General features: G+C 67.1%; 12 protein-coding genes. 3 read left to right on the forward strand and 9 right to left on the reverse strand.

What is annotated here, in order from left to right:
• Window positions 1-232 precede the first annotated feature (232 nt).
• Together AC1DSZ_RS21490 and AC1DSZ_RS21495 are read left to right on the forward strand one after the other, a co-directional pair.
• Complete coding sequence (locus AC1DSZ_RS21490) at window positions 233-1228, forward strand: TerC family protein (protein ID WP_476840411.1); 996 nt, start codon at window positions 233-235, stop codon at window positions 1226-1228.
• 155 nt (window positions 1229-1383) lie between these two features.
• The gene (locus tag AC1DSZ_RS21495; protein ID WP_476840373.1) at window positions 1384-1950 is read left to right on the forward strand and encodes a DUF4337 domain-containing protein; all 567 of its coding nucleotides are present in this window, start codon (window positions 1384-1386) and stop codon (window positions 1948-1950) included.
• A gap of 197 nt (window positions 1951-2147) precedes the next feature.
• On the opposite strand, the gene lpdA is transcribed toward AC1DSZ_RS21495, so the two are convergent.
• The 8 genes from lpdA to AC1DSZ_RS21535 form a co-directional block, all read right to left on the reverse strand.
• Entirely contained in the window at window positions 2148-3545 is a 1398-nt protein-coding gene (gene lpdA, locus AC1DSZ_RS21500; RefSeq protein ID WP_476840374.1) for a dihydrolipoyl dehydrogenase, read from the reverse strand.
• Window positions 3546-3646: 101 nt separating this feature from the next.
• Window positions 3647-4912 (reverse strand): 2-oxoglutarate dehydrogenase complex dihydrolipoyllysine-residue succinyltransferase, encoded by a 1266-nt coding sequence (odhB, locus tag AC1DSZ_RS21505; protein WP_476840375.1) that lies wholly within the window; start codon window positions 4910-4912, stop codon window positions 3647-3649.
• Window positions 4913-4981: 69 nt separating this feature from the next.
• Window positions 4982-7954, reverse strand: coding sequence for a 2-oxoglutarate dehydrogenase E1 component (locus AC1DSZ_RS21510; protein ID WP_476840376.1), 2973 nt, complete (start codon window positions 7952-7954; stop codon window positions 4982-4984).
• Window positions 7955-8139: 185 nt separating this feature from the next.
• Complete coding sequence (gene sucD, locus AC1DSZ_RS21515; RefSeq protein ID WP_476840377.1) at window positions 8140-9024, reverse strand: succinate--CoA ligase subunit alpha; 885 nt, start codon at window positions 9022-9024, stop codon at window positions 8140-8142.
• Entirely contained in the window at window positions 9024-9230 is a 207-nt protein-coding gene (locus tag AC1DSZ_RS21520) for a tautomerase family protein (RefSeq protein ID WP_188519807.1), read from the reverse strand. The genes sucD and AC1DSZ_RS21520 overlap by 1 nt, the downstream gene beginning before the upstream one ends.
• Window positions 9231-9232: 2 nt before the next feature.
• Window positions 9233-10426, reverse strand: coding sequence for an ADP-forming succinate--CoA ligase subunit beta (gene sucC, locus AC1DSZ_RS21525; protein WP_476840378.1), 1194 nt, complete (start codon window positions 10424-10426; stop codon window positions 9233-9235).
• Between the two features lie 114 nt (window positions 10427-10540).
• Window positions 10541-11503, reverse strand: coding sequence for a malate dehydrogenase (gene mdh, locus AC1DSZ_RS21530; protein WP_476840379.1), 963 nt, complete (start codon window positions 11501-11503; stop codon window positions 10541-10543).
• A gap of 277 nt (window positions 11504-11780) precedes the next feature.
• The gene (locus AC1DSZ_RS21535) at window positions 11781-12395 is read right to left on the reverse strand and encodes a TetR/AcrR family transcriptional regulator (protein ID WP_476840380.1); all 615 of its coding nucleotides are present in this window, start codon (window positions 12393-12395) and stop codon (window positions 11781-11783) included.
• 88 nt (window positions 12396-12483) lie between these two features.
• Here AC1DSZ_RS21535 and AC1DSZ_RS21540 point away from each other — a divergent pair, with 88 nt between their 5' ends.
• Complete coding sequence (locus AC1DSZ_RS21540) at window positions 12484-13773, forward strand: Nramp family divalent metal transporter (protein WP_476840381.1); 1290 nt, start codon at window positions 12484-12486, stop codon at window positions 13771-13773.
• A gap of 16 nt (window positions 13774-13789) precedes the next feature.
• On the opposite strand, the gene zapE is transcribed toward AC1DSZ_RS21540, so the two are convergent.
• A complete protein-coding gene (gene zapE, locus AC1DSZ_RS21545; protein ID WP_476840382.1) occupies window positions 13790-14965 on the reverse strand; it encodes a cell division protein ZapE in 1176 nt (391 codons plus the stop codon).
• Window positions 14966-15204 lie beyond the last annotated feature (239 nt).

The raw sequence follows: 15204 nt of genomic DNA on the forward strand, positions 1-15204 counted from the left end.
GCGGGATGGTCAACGATGATCTCGGTGTGATGATGACGGCGATCGGCGTCACAGGCCAGTCGGGATGCGAAGCTTGGTGACCAGGATACGAAGATTTCGGCAAGCCTCACGCCTTGAAACGCAAATGCGCAGCCCCCACTTGGCAATCTGGCGACCGGGCCCCTCTGGCGAGAGTCCGAACCTCTCGTGATGTCGGCGCCATCGTTGATCATTCAACCATGGGCCCGTCATGCTGGAATTCCTGCTCATACCCGTTTTGGCCAAGCCGCTCTGGATGTGGTTTGGCTTCGCCATCATCGTGGTGGCGCTGCTCGCGTTCGATCTCGGCGTTCTGCACAAGGAGTCGAAAGAGATCTCGGTGCGCGAGAGCCTGCTGCTCTCGGCCTTCTACATCGTGATGGGCGTCGCCTTCGGGGCGATCGTATGGTGGCAGATCTCGCCCCAGGCCGGCCTCGAATACCTCACCGGCTACGTCATCGAGAAAAGCCTCTCGATGGACAACATCTTCGTCATTGCGATGATCTTCGGGTATTTCGGCATCCCGCGCGCCTATCAGCACCGGGTGCTGTTCTGGGGCATTCTCGCCGTGATCCTGCTGCGCGGCCTAATGATCGGCGTCGGCGCGGCGCTGGTGCAGCAGTTCAGCTGGGTGCTCTATATTTTCGCGGCCTTCCTGGTGATCACCGGCGTGAAGATGATCTGGGCCGCTGACAAGGAATACGACGTCGCGTCCAACCCGATCCTGCGCTTCATGCGCAAGCGCTTCCGGGTGACGGACGAGCTGCGCGGCGAGCGCTTCGTCGTGAAGGAGCACAACCCGGTCACCGGCAAGATGGAGACCGCGCTGACGCCGCTCTTCCTCGTGCTGATCCTCGTGAACGTCGCGGACGTGATTTTCGCGGTGGACTCGGTGCCGGCGATCTTCGCCATCACGACCGACACCTACCTGGTGTTCACGTCGAATATCTTCGCCATCCTGGGCCTGCGCGCGCTTTACTTCGCGCTGGCCGCCATGATCGACCGCTTCGCCTACCTGAAATACGCGCTCGCGGCGGTGCTGATCTTCATCGGCTCAAAGATCGTGGTGGCGGACATGCTCGGCATCGCCAAGGTTCCGCCCGCGATCTCGCTCGGCGCCACTTTCGCGATCCTGGGGGCGGGCGTGGCCTGGTCCTTGTGGAAGACCCGCAACGCCGCCCCCGCCCTCGCGCGGGAAGGCGCCGAGTAAGCGCGCGGGCCTCGTTTCGACCTCGTTTCTAGCCTGCGTCGAACGCGCCCTCTTTCTCCTGCCGGAGAAAGAGGGTTCGCGCTTGCGGATGACACGAATCACGACTCAACTCCGCGCCGACAGGTCGCCAGCCGATCTTTGGGGGAATGAGTTCGATGTCGCATGACGCCGGCCCGATCGAGGGCGGAAACAAGAAGATTGCGTTGCTGATCGGCATCCTGGCGCTGTTCCTGGCCTTCTCGGAGCAGGGCGGGAACGAGGCGCAGACCAACTCGCTGGCCGCCAACGTGGAGGCCTCCAATCTCTGGGCGTTCTTCCAGGCGAAGACGATCCGCGGCACCGTGGTGCGCACCGCCGCCGAGCAGCTCGAATTCGAGCTCGACGCAATCCCGGACCCGGCCCGCAAGGCGGCCGCGCAGAAGCGCATCGACGCGTGGAAGGCCACGCAGGCGCGCTGGGATAGCGAGCCCGAAACCCAGGAGGGACGCAAGGAACTCGCCGCCCGCGCCAAGGCGGCCGAGGACAAGCGGGACGTGCAGGCCCGCAAGCACGATCACTACGAAGTGTCGTCAGCCGCGCTGCAACTCGCCATCGTGATCGCGTCCTCGTCCATCATCACCGGCATCGCGGCATTGATCTGGGTCGCGGCAGGGCTCGGCGTGATCGGAGCCGTGTTCATGGGCATCGCGGCATTTGCGCCCATGGCGGTGCATTTGATCTAGCGGTGCGGAACGCCGACGCGGCGACCGCTGCAACGGCGTTTTGGACCGCGAGCCTCCGGCTCGCATCTTTTCTGGAGACGCAGCATGCGAGCCGGAGACTCGCGGTCCATCGGCCGCACTCCAGCCGTCATTGCGAGTTTCGTCGCTGCGCTCCTCGCAATGACGGGGAGGTGGAACGTCGGTTCTTCAGCGCCCGCTCAAATATGGATCGCCCGCTTCTCCACCGCCATGGCGGCTTCCTTGACGGCTTCGCTCAGGGTCGGATGGGCGTGGCAGGTGCGGGCGAGGTCCTCGGAGGAGCCGCCGAACTCCATCAGCACGGCCGCCTCGTGGATCAGTTCGCCGGCGCTGGCGCCGATGATGTGGACGCCGAGAACGCGGTCCGTGTTGGCGTCCGCGATCACCTTCACGAAGCCGTCCGAGTGGCGCATCGCGCGAGCGCGGCCGTTGGCGGTGAACGGGAACTTGCCCACGTTGTAGGCGACCCCGGAGGCTTTCACCTCCTCCTCGGTCTGGCCGACTGAGGCGACCTCCGGCATGGTGTAGACCACGCCCGGGATGACGTTGTAGTTCACGTGCCCGGCCTTGCCGGCCAGGATCTCGGCCACGGCGACGCCTTCGTCCTCGGCCTTGTGGGCCAGCATCGGGCCGCGCACGACGTCGCCGATCGCGAAGATGCCCGGCACGTTGGTCTGGAAATGCTCGTCGATCACGACGCGGCCACGCTCCAGCGCGACCCCGACGGCGTCGAGGCCGAGGCCTTCCGTGTAGGGACGGCGGCCGATGGCGACCAGCACCACATCGGCGTCGATGGTCTTCGCCTCGCCGCCCTGCGCGGGCTCGATGGTGACGCTGGCGCCGCCCTGGTTGGTCTCGACCTTGGTGACCTTGTGGCCGAGCGTGAAGGAGACGCCCTGCTTCTCGAGGATGCGCTGGAACTGCTTGGCGACCTCGTTGTCCATGCCGGGCAGGATGCGATCGAGGAATTCCACTACGGTGACCTCGGCGCCGAGACGGCGCCACACCGAGCCGAGCTCCAGGCCGATGACGCCGCCGCCAACCACGAGCAGCTTGTTCGGCACCTTGTCGAGCGCGATCGCGCCCGTGGAGGAGACGATCACCTTTTCGTCGATGGCGACGCCCGGCAACGGCGCGACGTCCGAGCCGGTGGCGATCACGATGGCCTTGGTCTCCAGCGTCTGCGTGGAGCCGTCCTCGGCCGTGACCTTGACCTGGCCGGGAGCCGTGATGACGCCGGCGCCGTGGAAGGCGTCGACCTTGTTCTTCTTCAGCAGGAAGCCGACGCCGTTGACGTTGGCCGCCACGGTGTCGTCCTTGTGCTTCATCATCGAGGGCAGGTCGAGCTCGACCCCGGCCACCTTGACGCCCAGCGCCGGGAAGTCGTGCGCGACCTCCTCGAACATGTCGGAGGCGTGCAGCAGCGCCTTGGAGGGAATGCAGCCGATGTTCAGGCAGGTGCCGCCATGCGTCTTGCGCTTCTCGACCACGGCGGTCTTGAGGCCCAGCTGCGCGGCCCGGATGGCGCACACATAGCCGCCGGGGCCGGTGCCGATGACGATGAGATCGTAGGACATGCGATTGGCTCCATGCCCGTCATGGCCGGGCTTGCCCCGGCCATCCACGCAGCCGGGTTAGACGTGGATGCCCGGGGCGAGCCCGGGCATGACGTTGGGTCTCAGAGATCCAGCACGAGGCGCGCCGGGTCCTCGAGGGCTTCCTTGACGCGCACCAGGAAGGTCACGGCTTCCTTGCCGTCGACGATGCGGTGGTCGTAGGAGAGCGCCAGGTACATCATCGGGCGGATCTCGATCTTACCTCCGACCGCCATGGGGCGTTCCTGGATCTTGTGCATGCCCAGGATGCCGGATTGCGGAGCGTTCAGGATCGGGGTCGACATCAGCGAGCCGTAGATGCCGCCATTGGTGATCGTGAAGGTGCCGCCCTGCATTTCGTCGATCTTGAGCTGGCCGTCACGGGCGCGCTTGCCGAAATCCGCGATGGTCTTCTCGACGCCCGAGATGGAGAGCTGGTCGGCGTCGCGCACCACCGGGACCACGAGGCCCTTGTCGGTGCCGACCGCGATGCCGACGTGATAGTAGTTCTTGTAGATCAGGTCCGTGCCGTCGATCTCGGCGTTCACGGCCGGGATCTCCTTCAGGGCCTGCACGCAGGCCTTCACGAAAAAGCCCATGAAGCCGAGCTTGTTGCCGTGCTTCTTCTCGAAGATGTCCTTGTAGCGCGCGCGCAGCGCCATCACCTCGGTCATGTCGACCTCGTTGAAGGTCGTCAGCATGGCGGCGGTGTTCTGCGCGTCCTTGAGGCGGCGCGCGATGGTCTGGCGCAGCTTGGTCATGCGCACGCGCTCTTCGCGCGAGGCGTCGCCGGCGCCCGAGGGGGCGCGAACCTGCGCGGGAGCGGCGGCCGGGGCCGGAGCCGACGCGCCGGTCGCGATGGCGGCCAGCATGTCGCCCTTGGTGACTCGGCCGTCCTTGCCGGAGCCCGGGACGCCGGCCGGGTCGACGCCGTTCTCGGCGGCGAGACGCTGCACGGAGGGAGCCTGGGGCGTGCCGGCGGGCAGCACCTTGGCGGGGGCGGCGGCCGGAGCCGGCGCGGCCGGAGCCTCCTTCGGGGTGTCCTGCGGCTTGGGCTGCTCGGCCGCCTTGGCGGCGACCGGGGCGGCGGCCGGAGCCGCAGCCGCGCCTGCGCCAGCCCCGATGGAGCCCAGCAGGGCGCCGACGCCGACCGTCTCGCCTTCCTTGGCGGTGATCTCGGCCAGCACGCCGGAAGCCGGCGCGTTCACCTCGAGGGTGACCTTGTCGGTCTCGAGCTCGACCAGGGGCTCGTCGGCCTTCACGGCCTCGCCCGGCTTCTTGAACCACTTGCCGATGGTCGCCTCGGTGACCGACTCGCCAAGGGTCGGGACGCGGATGTCAGTCGCCATGATCTCAACTGGGATGCGGGCGGAGAGCCCTGAAGAACGGAATGGTGGGCGAGGGGGGCCGCGCGGCGATCAGGCCGCGAAGACCTCCTCGAGGAAGGCCTGCAACTGGTGCAGGTGCTTGGACATCAGGCCCGTCGCGGTGGCGGCGGAGGCCGGGCGGCCGGCGTAGCGCGGCTCCTTGTTCTTCATGCCGACGCGCGCCAGCACCCAGCTCAGATACGGCTCCACGAAGGTCCAGGAGCCCATGTTCTTGGGCTCTTCCTGGCACCACACCACGTCGGCGTTCTTGAAACGCGACAGCTCGGCCGCCAGCGCCTTGATCGGGAACGGGTAGAGCTGCTCCACGCGCAGCAGGTACACGTCGTCGATCCCGCGCTTCTCGCGCTCCTCGTAGAGGTCGTAATAGACCTTGCCGGAGCACAGCACGACGCGGCGGATCTTGTTGTCCTTGGCAAGCTTGATCTTCTCGCCCTTGAGGTACTGGGCGTCGTCCCACAGGAGGCGGTGGAACGAGGTGCCGGCCGCCATCTCGTCGAGCCGCGACACGGCGCGCTTGTGGCGCAGCAGCGACTTCGGCGTCATCAGGATCAGCGGCTTGCGGAAGTCGCGCTTCAGCTGCCGGCGCAGGATGTGGAAGTAGTTCGCCGGCGTGGTGCAGTTGGCGACCTGCATGTTGTCCTCGGCGCACATCTGCAGGAAGCGCTCGAGGCGGGCGGAGGAGTGCTCCGGACCCTGGCCTTCATAGCCGTGCGGCAAGAGGCAGACGAGGCCAGACATGCGCAGCCACTTGCGCTCGCCGGACGAGATGAACTGGTCGAACACCACCTGCGCGCCGTTGGCGAAGTCGCCGAACTGCGCCTCCCACAGCGTCAGGGCGTTGGGCTCGCTCAGCGAGTAGCCGTATTCAAAGCCGAGCACGGCCTCTTCGGAGAGCATCGAGTTGATGACCTCGTAGCGCGCCTGCCCGTCCTTGATGTGGTTCAGGGGTGTGAAGCGGCTCTCGTTTTCCTGGTCGATCAGCACCGAGTGGCGCTGAGAGAAGGTGCCGCGCTCGCAATCCTGGCCGCTCAGGCGCACCGGGTGGCCTTCCAGCACGAGCGACCCGAAGGCCAGCGCCTCGCCGGTCGCCCAGTCGATGCCCTCGCCGGTGTCGATCGCCTTGCGGCGGTTGTCGAGGAAGCGCTGAATCGTCTTGTGGACGTTGAAGCCCTCCGGCGCGGTGGTGATCCGCTCGCCGATGGTCTTCAGGGTCTCGAGCTGCAGGCCGGTCTGGCCGCGGCGCGGATCCTCTTCCTCTTCCTTCACGGCCTTCAGGCCAGCCCAGCGGCCGTCCAGCCAGTCGGCCTTGTTGGGCTTGTAGGCCTGGCCGGCCTCGAACTCGGCCTCGAGACGCGCGCGCCAATCGGCCCGCATCTTCTCGACCTCGCCCTCGGTGACGACGCCCTCGGCGATCAGCTTGCCGGAGTAGATCTCCAGCGTCGACTTGCGCGACCGGATGTTCTTGTACATCAGCGGCTGCGTGAAGGCCGGCTCGTCGCCCTCGTTGTGGCCGAAGCGGCGGTAGCAGAACATGTCCACCACGACCGGCTTGTGGAACTGTTGGCGGAACTCGATCGCCACCTTGGCGGCGAACACCACCGCCTCCGGATCGTCCCCGTTCACGTGGAAGATCGGCGCCTCGATCATCTTGGCGACGTCGGACGGGTAGGGCGACGAGCGCGAGTAGCGCGGATAGGTGGTGAAGCCGATCTGGTTGTTGATGATGAAGTGGACCGAACCGCCGGTGCGGTGCCCCTTCAGGCCCGACAGGCCCAGGCACTCGGCCACCACGCCCTGGCCCGCGAAGGCGGCGTCGCCGTGCAGCAGCAGCGGAAGCACCTTGGCGCGCTCCACCACGTCGTTCATCTGGTCCTGCTTGGCGCGGACTTTGCCGAGCACGACCGGGTCGACGATCTCGAGATGCGACGGGTTGGCGGTGAGCGACAGGTGGACGTTGTTGCCGTCGAAGGTGCGGTCCGAGGACGCGCCCAGGTGGTACTTCACGTCGCCCGAGCCTTCCACGTCGTCGGGCGCGTAGGAGCCGCCCTTGAACTCGTGGAACAGGGCGCGGTGCGGCTTGCCGAGCACCTGCGTGAGCACGTTCAGGCGGCCGCGATGCGCCATGCCGAACACGATGTCGCGCACGCCCAGCGCGCCGCCGCGCTTGATGATCTGCTCCAGCGCGGGGATCAGCGACTCGCCGCCATCCAGGCCGAAGCGCTTGGTGCCCGTGTATTTGACGTCGATGAACTTCTCGAAGCCCTCGGCCTCGACCAGCTTGTTCAGGATGGCGCGCTTGCCCTCGCGGGTGAAGGCGATCTCCTTGTTGAGGCCCTCGATGCGCTCCTGGATCCAGGCCTTTTCGGCCGGATTGGAGATGTGCATGAACTCGTAGCCGATCGTGGAGCAGTAGGTCCGCTTCAGGATCGCGAGCATCTCGCGGATCGTCGCGAACTCCAGCCCGAGCACGTGGTCGATGAAGATCCGGCGGTCCCAGTCGGCCTCCGTGAAGCCGTAGGAGGAGGGATCGAGCTCCTCATGATCGGTGCGGGTCGCGATCGCGAGCGGGTCGAGCTCTGCATGGAGATGACCGCGCATGCGGTAGGCGCGGATCATCATAAGGGCGCGAACCGAATCGCGCGTCGCCTGCATGAGATCGGCCTGCGAGACCTCGCCGCCCTTGGCGGCCGCGGCCTTCTCGGCCTTGCCCTTCAGCTTGTCGCCGAGGATCTTCTCGACCTGGCCCCAGTTGCCGTCCAGCGCGGACACCAACTCGCCATTGGCGGCGATCGGCCAGTTCGGCTTCTTCCAGGACGCGCCCTTGGCGCTCTTCTCCACCGACGCCTTGTCGTCCTGCAGCGCGCCGAAAAAGGCCTGCCACTCGGCGTCGACCGAGTTCGGGTCCTGCTCGTACTTCGCGTACAGGTCCTCGATATAGGCGGCGTTGCCGCCATACAGGAACGAGGTCTGCAGAAGGGCGTCGTTCTGGTCCTGCCGTGCCATGCTTCTCTCCCGCGCCGCCGTGGCGCCGTCGAATTCTTTGGCGGGGGCCCCGCCATCTACCCCCTCTCCCCGGGAAGGGGAGAGGGCTGGGGTGAGGGGCAGGTTCCCCTCATCCGACCTCGCTTCGCTCGGCCACCTTCTCCCCGTTCTGGCGCGCAAAGCGCGCCCGGGGCGAAGGGAAACAGTCAGCCCTTCAACACTTCCACGAGCGTCTTGCCGAGCCGCGCCGGCGAGGGCGAGACGCGGATGCCGGCGGCTTCCATGGCGGCGATCTTGTCCTCGGCGCCGCCCTTGCCGCCCGAGATGATCGCGCCGGCATGGCCCATGCGGCGGCCCGGAGGGGCCGTGCGGCCGGCGATGAAGCCGACGGTGGGCTTGCGGCGGCCGCGCTTGGCCTCGTCGGCCAGGAACTGCGCGGCGTCCTCCTCGGCAGAGCCGCCGATCTCGCCGATCATGATGATCGACTCGGTCGTCGGATCGGCCAGGAAGAGCTCCAGGACCTCGATGAACTCGGTGCCCTTCACGGGGTCGCCGCCGATGCCGACGGCCGTGGTCTGGCCGAGGCCCTCGCGGGTGGTCTGGAACACGGCCTCGTAGGTCAGGGTTCCGGACCGCGACACGATGCCGACATTGCCCTTCTTGAAGATGTTGCCCGGCATGATGCCGATCTTGCACTCGCCGGCCGTCATCACGCCGGGGCAGTTCGGGCCCACGAGACGCGACTTCGAGCCCTGCAGGGCGCGCTTCACCTTGATCATGTCCTGCACCGGGATGCCCTCGGTGATGCACACGATCAGCGGGATCTCGGCCGCGATGGCCTCGCAGATCGCATCCGCGGCGCCCGGCGGCGGAACGTAGATCACGGAGGCGTCGGCCCCGGTGGCCTCGCGGGCCTCCACGACGGTGTCGAACACCGGCAGGCCGAGATGGGTGGTTCCACCCTTACCGGGCGACGTGCCGCCGACCATCTTCGTTCCGTAGGCGATGGCCTGCTCGGAATGGAAGGTGCCGTTCTTGCCCGTGAAACCCTGGGTGATGACCTTCGTGTTGGCGTCGATGAGAACGGACATCAGTCCCTCGCAAGTTTTCGGGTGTCGGCGACGAGCGATCCGGCGTGGCCCCAGTTCTCGTCCTCGACGACGTCGATGACGATATGGATGCTCTCCGGCTTCTTTCCCAGGACGCGCACGAGCGTTTCGCTGAACTCGCGCACGACCTGGGCTTTCGTCTCCCGGGTCAGGTTGGTGGTCGTGGTCTTCAGGTTCACGAAGGGCATTCTCAGCCCCGCACGGCCTTGACGATCTTCTGCGCGGCGTCGTCGAGATCGTCGGCCGAGATCACGTTGAGGCCGGACTTGGCGATGATGTCCTTGCCGAGCTCGACGTTGGTGCCTTCCAGACGAACCACCAGCGGCACCTTGAGGCCGACTTCCTTCACGGCCGCGATCACGCCCTCGGCGATGACGTCGCAGCGCATGATGCCGCCGAAGATGTTGATCAGGATGCCCTGCACGTTCGGGTCGGCGGTGATGATCTTGAACGCCGCCGTGACCTTCTCCTTGGTCGCGCCGCCGCCGACATCCAGGAAGTTCGCCGGGCTCTCGCCGTAGAGCTTGATGATGTCCATCGTCGCCATCGCGAGGCCGGCGCCGTTGACCATGCAGCCGATCGTGCCGTCCAGCGTGATGTAGTTGAGGTCGTACTTGGAGGCCTCGATCTCCTTGGCGTCCTCCTCGGTCTCGTCGCGCAGGGCGAAGATGTCCGGGTGGCGGTACATGGCGTTGCCGTCGAAAGAGACCTTGGCGTCGAGAGCCTTGATCTTGCCGTCGCGGCCGACGATCAGCGGGTTGATCTCCAGCATCTCCATGTCCTTGGCGACGAACGCCGCATAGAGCTGCGAGACGATCTTCTCGGCCTGCTTGGCGAGATCGCCCGTCAAGCCCAGCGCCTTGGCGACGCGGCGGCCGTGGTGGCCCATCACGCCGGTGGCGGGATCGACCGAGAAGGTGACGATCTTCTCGGGCGTGTCGTGCGCTACGTCCTCGATGTTCATGCCGCCCTCGGTGGAGACCACGAAGGCGATGCGGGAGGTCTCGCGGTCCACCAGCATCGAGAGATAGAACTCCTTCTCGATGTCGGAGCCGTCCTCGATGTAGAGGCGATTGACCTGCTTGCCGGCCGGGCCGGTCTGGATGGTGACCAGCGTCTTGCCGAGCATCTCGCCGACGAACTGCTTCACCTCGTCGACCGACTTGGCGAGGCGGACGCCGCCCTTTTCACCGGCCTCCGGCTCCTTGAACTTGCCCTTGCCGCGGCCGCCGGCGTGGATCTGCGACTTCACGACCCAGAGCGGGCCCCCGAGCTCCTTGGCGGCGGCTTCCGCCTCCTCGGCCTTGAACACGGGCCGTCCGTTGGAGACCGGCACGCCGAATTCCTTCAGCACCGCCTTGGCCTGGTATTCATGGATGTTCATGGGAACCTCGAGAGCGAGTAGCGAGAAGCGAATTGCGGGGAGCAAGCGGAGAAGCAGGGGGCAAACGGAGCGACTGGCGCTCCACTCGCTCCGGCACGTTCGCCGCTCGCCCGATCACGCAAACGCGGGATTGATGGTCTTGCAGGCGTCGACGAGGCCCTTCACGGCCGCGACCGATTTGGAGAACATCTCCTTCTCGGTCTCGTCGAAGGCGATCTCGACGATCTTCTCGACGCCGTTCTCGCCGATCAGCACCGGGACGCCGACATACATGTCGGAGACGCCGTACTGGCCATCGAGATAGGCCGCGCAGGGCAGCACGCGCTTCTGGTCGCGCAGGTAGCTCTCCGCCATCGCGATCGCGGACGCCGCAGGGGCGTAGAAGGCCGAGCCGGTCTTCAGCAGGGCGACGATCTCGCCGCCGCCGCCGCGGGTGCGCTTGACGATGGCGTCCAGCTTCCCCTGCGTGAGCCAGCCCATCTTGACGAGGTCCGGCAGCGGCACGCCGCCGACCGTGGAGTAGCGGATCAGCGGCACCATGTCGTCGCCGTGGCCGCCGAGCGTCATGGCGTGCACGTCCTTCACGGACACGCCGAGCTCCTCGGCCAGGAAGTAGCGGAAGCGGGCCGAGTCGAGCACGCCCGCCATGCCGACGACCTTGTTCTTCGGCAGGCCGGAGGCCTTCTGCAGGGCCCACACCATCGCGTCGAGCGGGTTGGTGATGCAGATCACGAAGGCGTCGGGGGCGTATTGCTTCAGGCCCTCGCCGACCTGCGACATCACCTTGAGGTTGATGCCGAGCAGGTCGTCGCGGCTCATGCCGGGCTTGCGCGGCACGCCGGCGGTGACGATCACCACGTCGGCGCCGGCGATCGCCTCATACGAGTTCGCGCCCGTGTACTTGGCGTCGAAGCCGTCGACCGGGGAGGATTCGGCGATGTCCAGGCCCTTGCCCTGGGGGACGCCTTCGGCAATGTCGAACAGGACGACGTCGCCGAGTTCCTTCAATCCGACGAGATGGGCGAGGGTGCCGCCGATCTGCCCGGAGCCGATCAGAGCGATCTTCTTGCGCGCCATGGTGGGTTCCTTGAACAAAGTTGGGGCCACGGGCCGCCGAGAGCCGCCCGGGAACGGGTTGGCCATAGCCCCATCCCGTGGCGGCATCAAGTCAACAGAAAGGCTCAGAATCGGCTCGGCGACCTACGCCCCGGGTTCTGTCTGGCGGCGTGATTGCCAAGCACTTACAACAGGCTGGCGCGGCGGACGCGTAGGCCAGGCCAAGGGTTAATGCCTGAATTTCAGGCGTTACGAATTACAAAATTTGTCATTCGTAACATGTTTTTAGGTGAAGTGATTACGTCATTCCGCTCGCGAAAGCCCGCAGCGCAACCCGCACCGCAACCCCCACGCGATCATCCAGCACCCGACGCGGCGCCTCCCGGTCGAGCCGGATCGCGACCGGATGAACGAAGCGGAACACCACGTCCAGCAGCAGCGTGACGGCTTTCTCTGGCCGACGGATGTTGAACACGCCGGAGCCGACGCCCTCCTCGACCACCCTGTCGATGAGCATGCGAACCCGGCTGCGATGCTTGCGGGCCACGCCGCGGGCCGCCTCGTAAGCCTCCACATAGAGCTCGAACAGGTTGGGATCGGCCTCCAGCTTGTCGCGCAGCGCGCCGGCGAGCGCCAGGATCATGCGCTCGAGCTTGTCGTCGGCCGGATCCGGCGCGTCCACGACCTCGGCGAGGAGCTGCTCGATGGGGCGCAGCCAGGCGGCCGTGATGGCGTCGGCCAGCGCCACCTTGGAAGCGTAGTAGCGGTAGACGTTGGCGTGCGTCATGCCGGCTTCCTTCGCCACCGCCGTCACGGTGGTGCGCGCCATGCCGTAGCGGCGCACATGGTCTGCCGCGATCGCCAGGATGCGGGCGTCGACGCTGTCGGCAGGCGGGGCGAAGGCGGCGTGCATGGGCTCCACCCATAGCGCGGCGGGGTCGCGGCGTCATTGCCCGGCGCAGCGCAAAGGCCTAGCGTCCCGGCCTTCAGCGGAGCCGTCAATGTCGATCCACGCCAAGGCGCGCCTGCCCCGTCCCCGCCGCACGCTTCTGCGGCTGCTCGGCCCCGGCCTCGTTGCCGGCGCGGCGGACGACGATCCGTCCGGCATCGCGACCTATTCGCAGGCCGGCGCGCAGTTCGGCTATGGCCTGCTGTGGACAGTGGTGCTTACCTACCCGTTCATGGTGGCGATCCAGGTCGTGAGCGCCCGCATCGGGCGCGCGACCGGGGCCGGCATCGTGGCCAACATGCGCCAAGTGTTCCCGCGCTGGGCGATGGCGTGGATCGTCCTCCTGGTGCTGGCCGCCAACACCATCAATATCGCCGCCGACCTCGCCGCCATGGGGGCTGCGCTGAAGCTGGTCGTGGGCGGCCACGCGGCGCTCTACGCGTTGGCGCTCGGCGCATTCTGCGCCGTGCTGGAGGTGATGGTTCCCTACCGGCGCTACGCCCCCTTCCTGAAGGGGCTCACGATGGTGCTGTTCTTTTATGTCGGCACGGTGCTGAGCATCCACCTGTCGTGGGGCGAGGTCGTGCGCGGAGCCCTGCTGCCGCAGTTCGCGCTCAACACCGACGCCATCGTGACCGTGGTGGCGGTGTTCGGCACCACCATCAGCCCCTACGTGTTCTTCTGGCAGGCGGCCGAAGAGGTCGAGGAGATGAAGCAGACGCCGCACGTGCGGGCGCTGCGCGACTACCACGCCCACACGGCCCCGGTCCTGCGCCGGATCGGCATCGACACGGCGCTCGGCATGGGGTTCTCGATCGCGATCGCGGCCTGCATCATGATCACCACGGCCGCGACCCTGCACCAGCGCGGCATCGTCGACATCCAGACCTCCGCGCAGGCCGCCGAGGCGCTGCGGCCGCTGGCGGGCGAGTTCGCGTTCCTGCTGTTCGCGCTCGGCATCCTGGGCACCGGCCTCCTTGCCGTGCCGGTGCTGGCGGGCTCGGCCGCCTATGCGGTCGCGGAGGCCTTCGGCTGGCGCTCGTCGCTGGAGCTGAAGCCGCTTGAAGCGCGCGGCTTCTACGCCATCGTGGCGGGCTCGACGCTGATCGGCGCCCTGATCGCGCTGTCGCCGCTCGATCCCATCAAGATGCTGTTCTGGACGGCGGTGATCAACGGCGTCGTGGCCGTGCCCGTGATGGCCGTGATGATGCGCATCGTGTCGAGCCGCAAGGCGCTCGGCGACGGCGCGGCCGGCCCGGCGCTGAAGATCGGCGGCTGGGCGGCCACAGGCGTGATGGCGCTCGTGGTGGTCGCCATGCTGGCCGCCTGGGCGGTCGGCTGAAGGCGCTCGGGGGCGCTCAGGTCTCGACGAGGCCGGTCGTGTTGCCGCTGACATTGCGGTCGCCGCGCCCGTGCGGGGCCGCCAGATACTGCTCGGACCGCATCTCGATCAGCCGCGACACCGTGCGGTCGAACTCGAAGGCCTCGCGGCCCTCCTTGGCCGTGTAGAGCTCCTGCGCGGGCGCCTGCGCGCTCGCGACCAGCTTCACGGAGCTGTCGTAGAGCGCGTCGACCAGCATGATGAAGCGCTTGGCCTCGTTGCGCTGGTCGATGCCCATCACCGGCACGCCGTCGATCAGCACGGTGTGGAACCGCTCCGCGATCGCCAGGTAATCGGCCCCGCCCAGCGGCTTGGCGCAGAGATCCTCGAAGCCGAAGCGCGCGACGCCGTGCGCGGCGGCCGGAACCTCCAGAGGGTGCCCCTTCACGGTCAGCCGCATGCCGCCCGCCTTCTGGACGCCCGACAGGCTCGCGAAGGTCCGGTCCAGCCAGCGCCGGCTCTCGTCATCGGCGGGCACGTGCCAGACCTCGGCGCCGGCGAGCTTTTCGAGCCGGTAGTCCGTCCGTGCGTCCAGCCGCACGACCTCCATCCGCTCCTGCAGGAGCCCGATGAAGGGCAGGAACAAGGCCCGGTTCAGGCCGCCCTCGTAGAGCCGGTCGGGCTCCACGTTGGAGGTGGCCACCACGGTCACGCCCTGGCCGAACAACGCCGTGAATAGCCGGCCGAGGATCATCGCGTCGGCGATGTCCGTCACCGTGAATTCGTCGAAACACAGCAGCGAGGCCTCGGCCGCGATGGAGGCGGCCACGGGCGGGATCGGGTCGCCGTCCTTCTCCTCGCCGCGCTTCACCCGCTGGCGGAACGCGTGGATGCGCTCATGCACGTCCGCCATGAACGACAGGAAATGCGCGCGACGCTTCGCCCGCACGGGCGCGACCTCGTAGAAGAGGTCCATCAGCATGGTCTTGCCGCGCCCGACCGAGCCCCAGACATAGAGCCCGCGCAGCGGCTCGGCCGAGCTCGCCTTGCCGAACAGCCAGCCGAGCGCGCTGCTCTTGCGGGCGAGATGGCGCTCCGCCAGCGCGGCCGCGAGGCGATCGAGTTTGGCGACTACGGCCTTCTGGGCCCCGTCCGCCTCGATCACGCCGGAGGACAGCAGGGCCGCGTAGCGCTCTGCGAGGGTCGCGGACAAGACAGGAGGGCTCCAGGCGGGACGGGACGGCAGCGTTTAGCCCCAGAGCGGCCCCGGAGCAACGTCACACGGGAGTACGCCTTTGGGAGCACGACGAATTTGAACGAAAAAGTGTGAAAGACGTCGAAACAATCCTGGGTATTAGCTGAAATTTAAGGGCCTTGGCTTGATCTATGTCACTCATGGCGTGGCGGTTCAGATGCTTCAGCACGGCCGGGGTCACGCGCCAGGTTTGACAA

The organism is Alsobacter sp. P4_H11 (assembly GCF_056400925.1).

Bases quoted from the DNA above. Each gene is read 5' to 3' on its own strand.
- AC1DSZ_RS21495 (WP_476840373.1), top strand. From the start codon at position 1,384: ATGTCGCATGACGCCGGCCCGATCGAGGGCGGAAACAAGAAGATTGCG.
- lpdA (WP_476840374.1), bottom strand. From the start codon at position 3,545: ATGTCCTACGATCTCATCGTCATCGGCACCGGCCCCGGCGGCTATGTG.
- odhB (WP_476840375.1), bottom strand. From the start codon at position 4,912: ATGGCGACTGACATCCGCGTCCCGACCCTTGGCGAGTCGGTCACCGAG.
- AC1DSZ_RS21510 (WP_476840376.1), bottom strand. From the start codon at position 7,954: ATGGCACGGCAGGACCAGAACGACGCCCTTCTGCAGACCTCGTTCCTG.
- sucD (WP_476840377.1), bottom strand. From the start codon at position 9,024: ATGTCCGTTCTCATCGACGCCAACACGAAGGTCATCACCCAGGGTTTC.
- AC1DSZ_RS21520 (WP_188519807.1), bottom strand. From the start codon at position 9,230: ATGCCCTTCGTGAACCTGAAGACCACGACCACCAACCTGACCCGGGAG.
- sucC (WP_476840378.1), bottom strand. From the start codon at position 10,426: ATGAACATCCATGAATACCAGGCCAAGGCGGTGCTGAAGGAATTCGGC.
- mdh (WP_476840379.1), bottom strand. From the start codon at position 11,503: ATGGCGCGCAAGAAGATCGCTCTGATCGGCTCCGGGCAGATCGGCGGC.
- AC1DSZ_RS21535 (WP_476840380.1), bottom strand. From the start codon at position 12,395: ATGCACGCCGCCTTCGCCCCGCCTGCCGACAGCGTCGACGCCCGCATC.
- AC1DSZ_RS21540 (WP_476840381.1), top strand. From the start codon at position 12,484: ATGTCGATCCACGCCAAGGCGCGCCTGCCCCGTCCCCGCCGCACGCTT.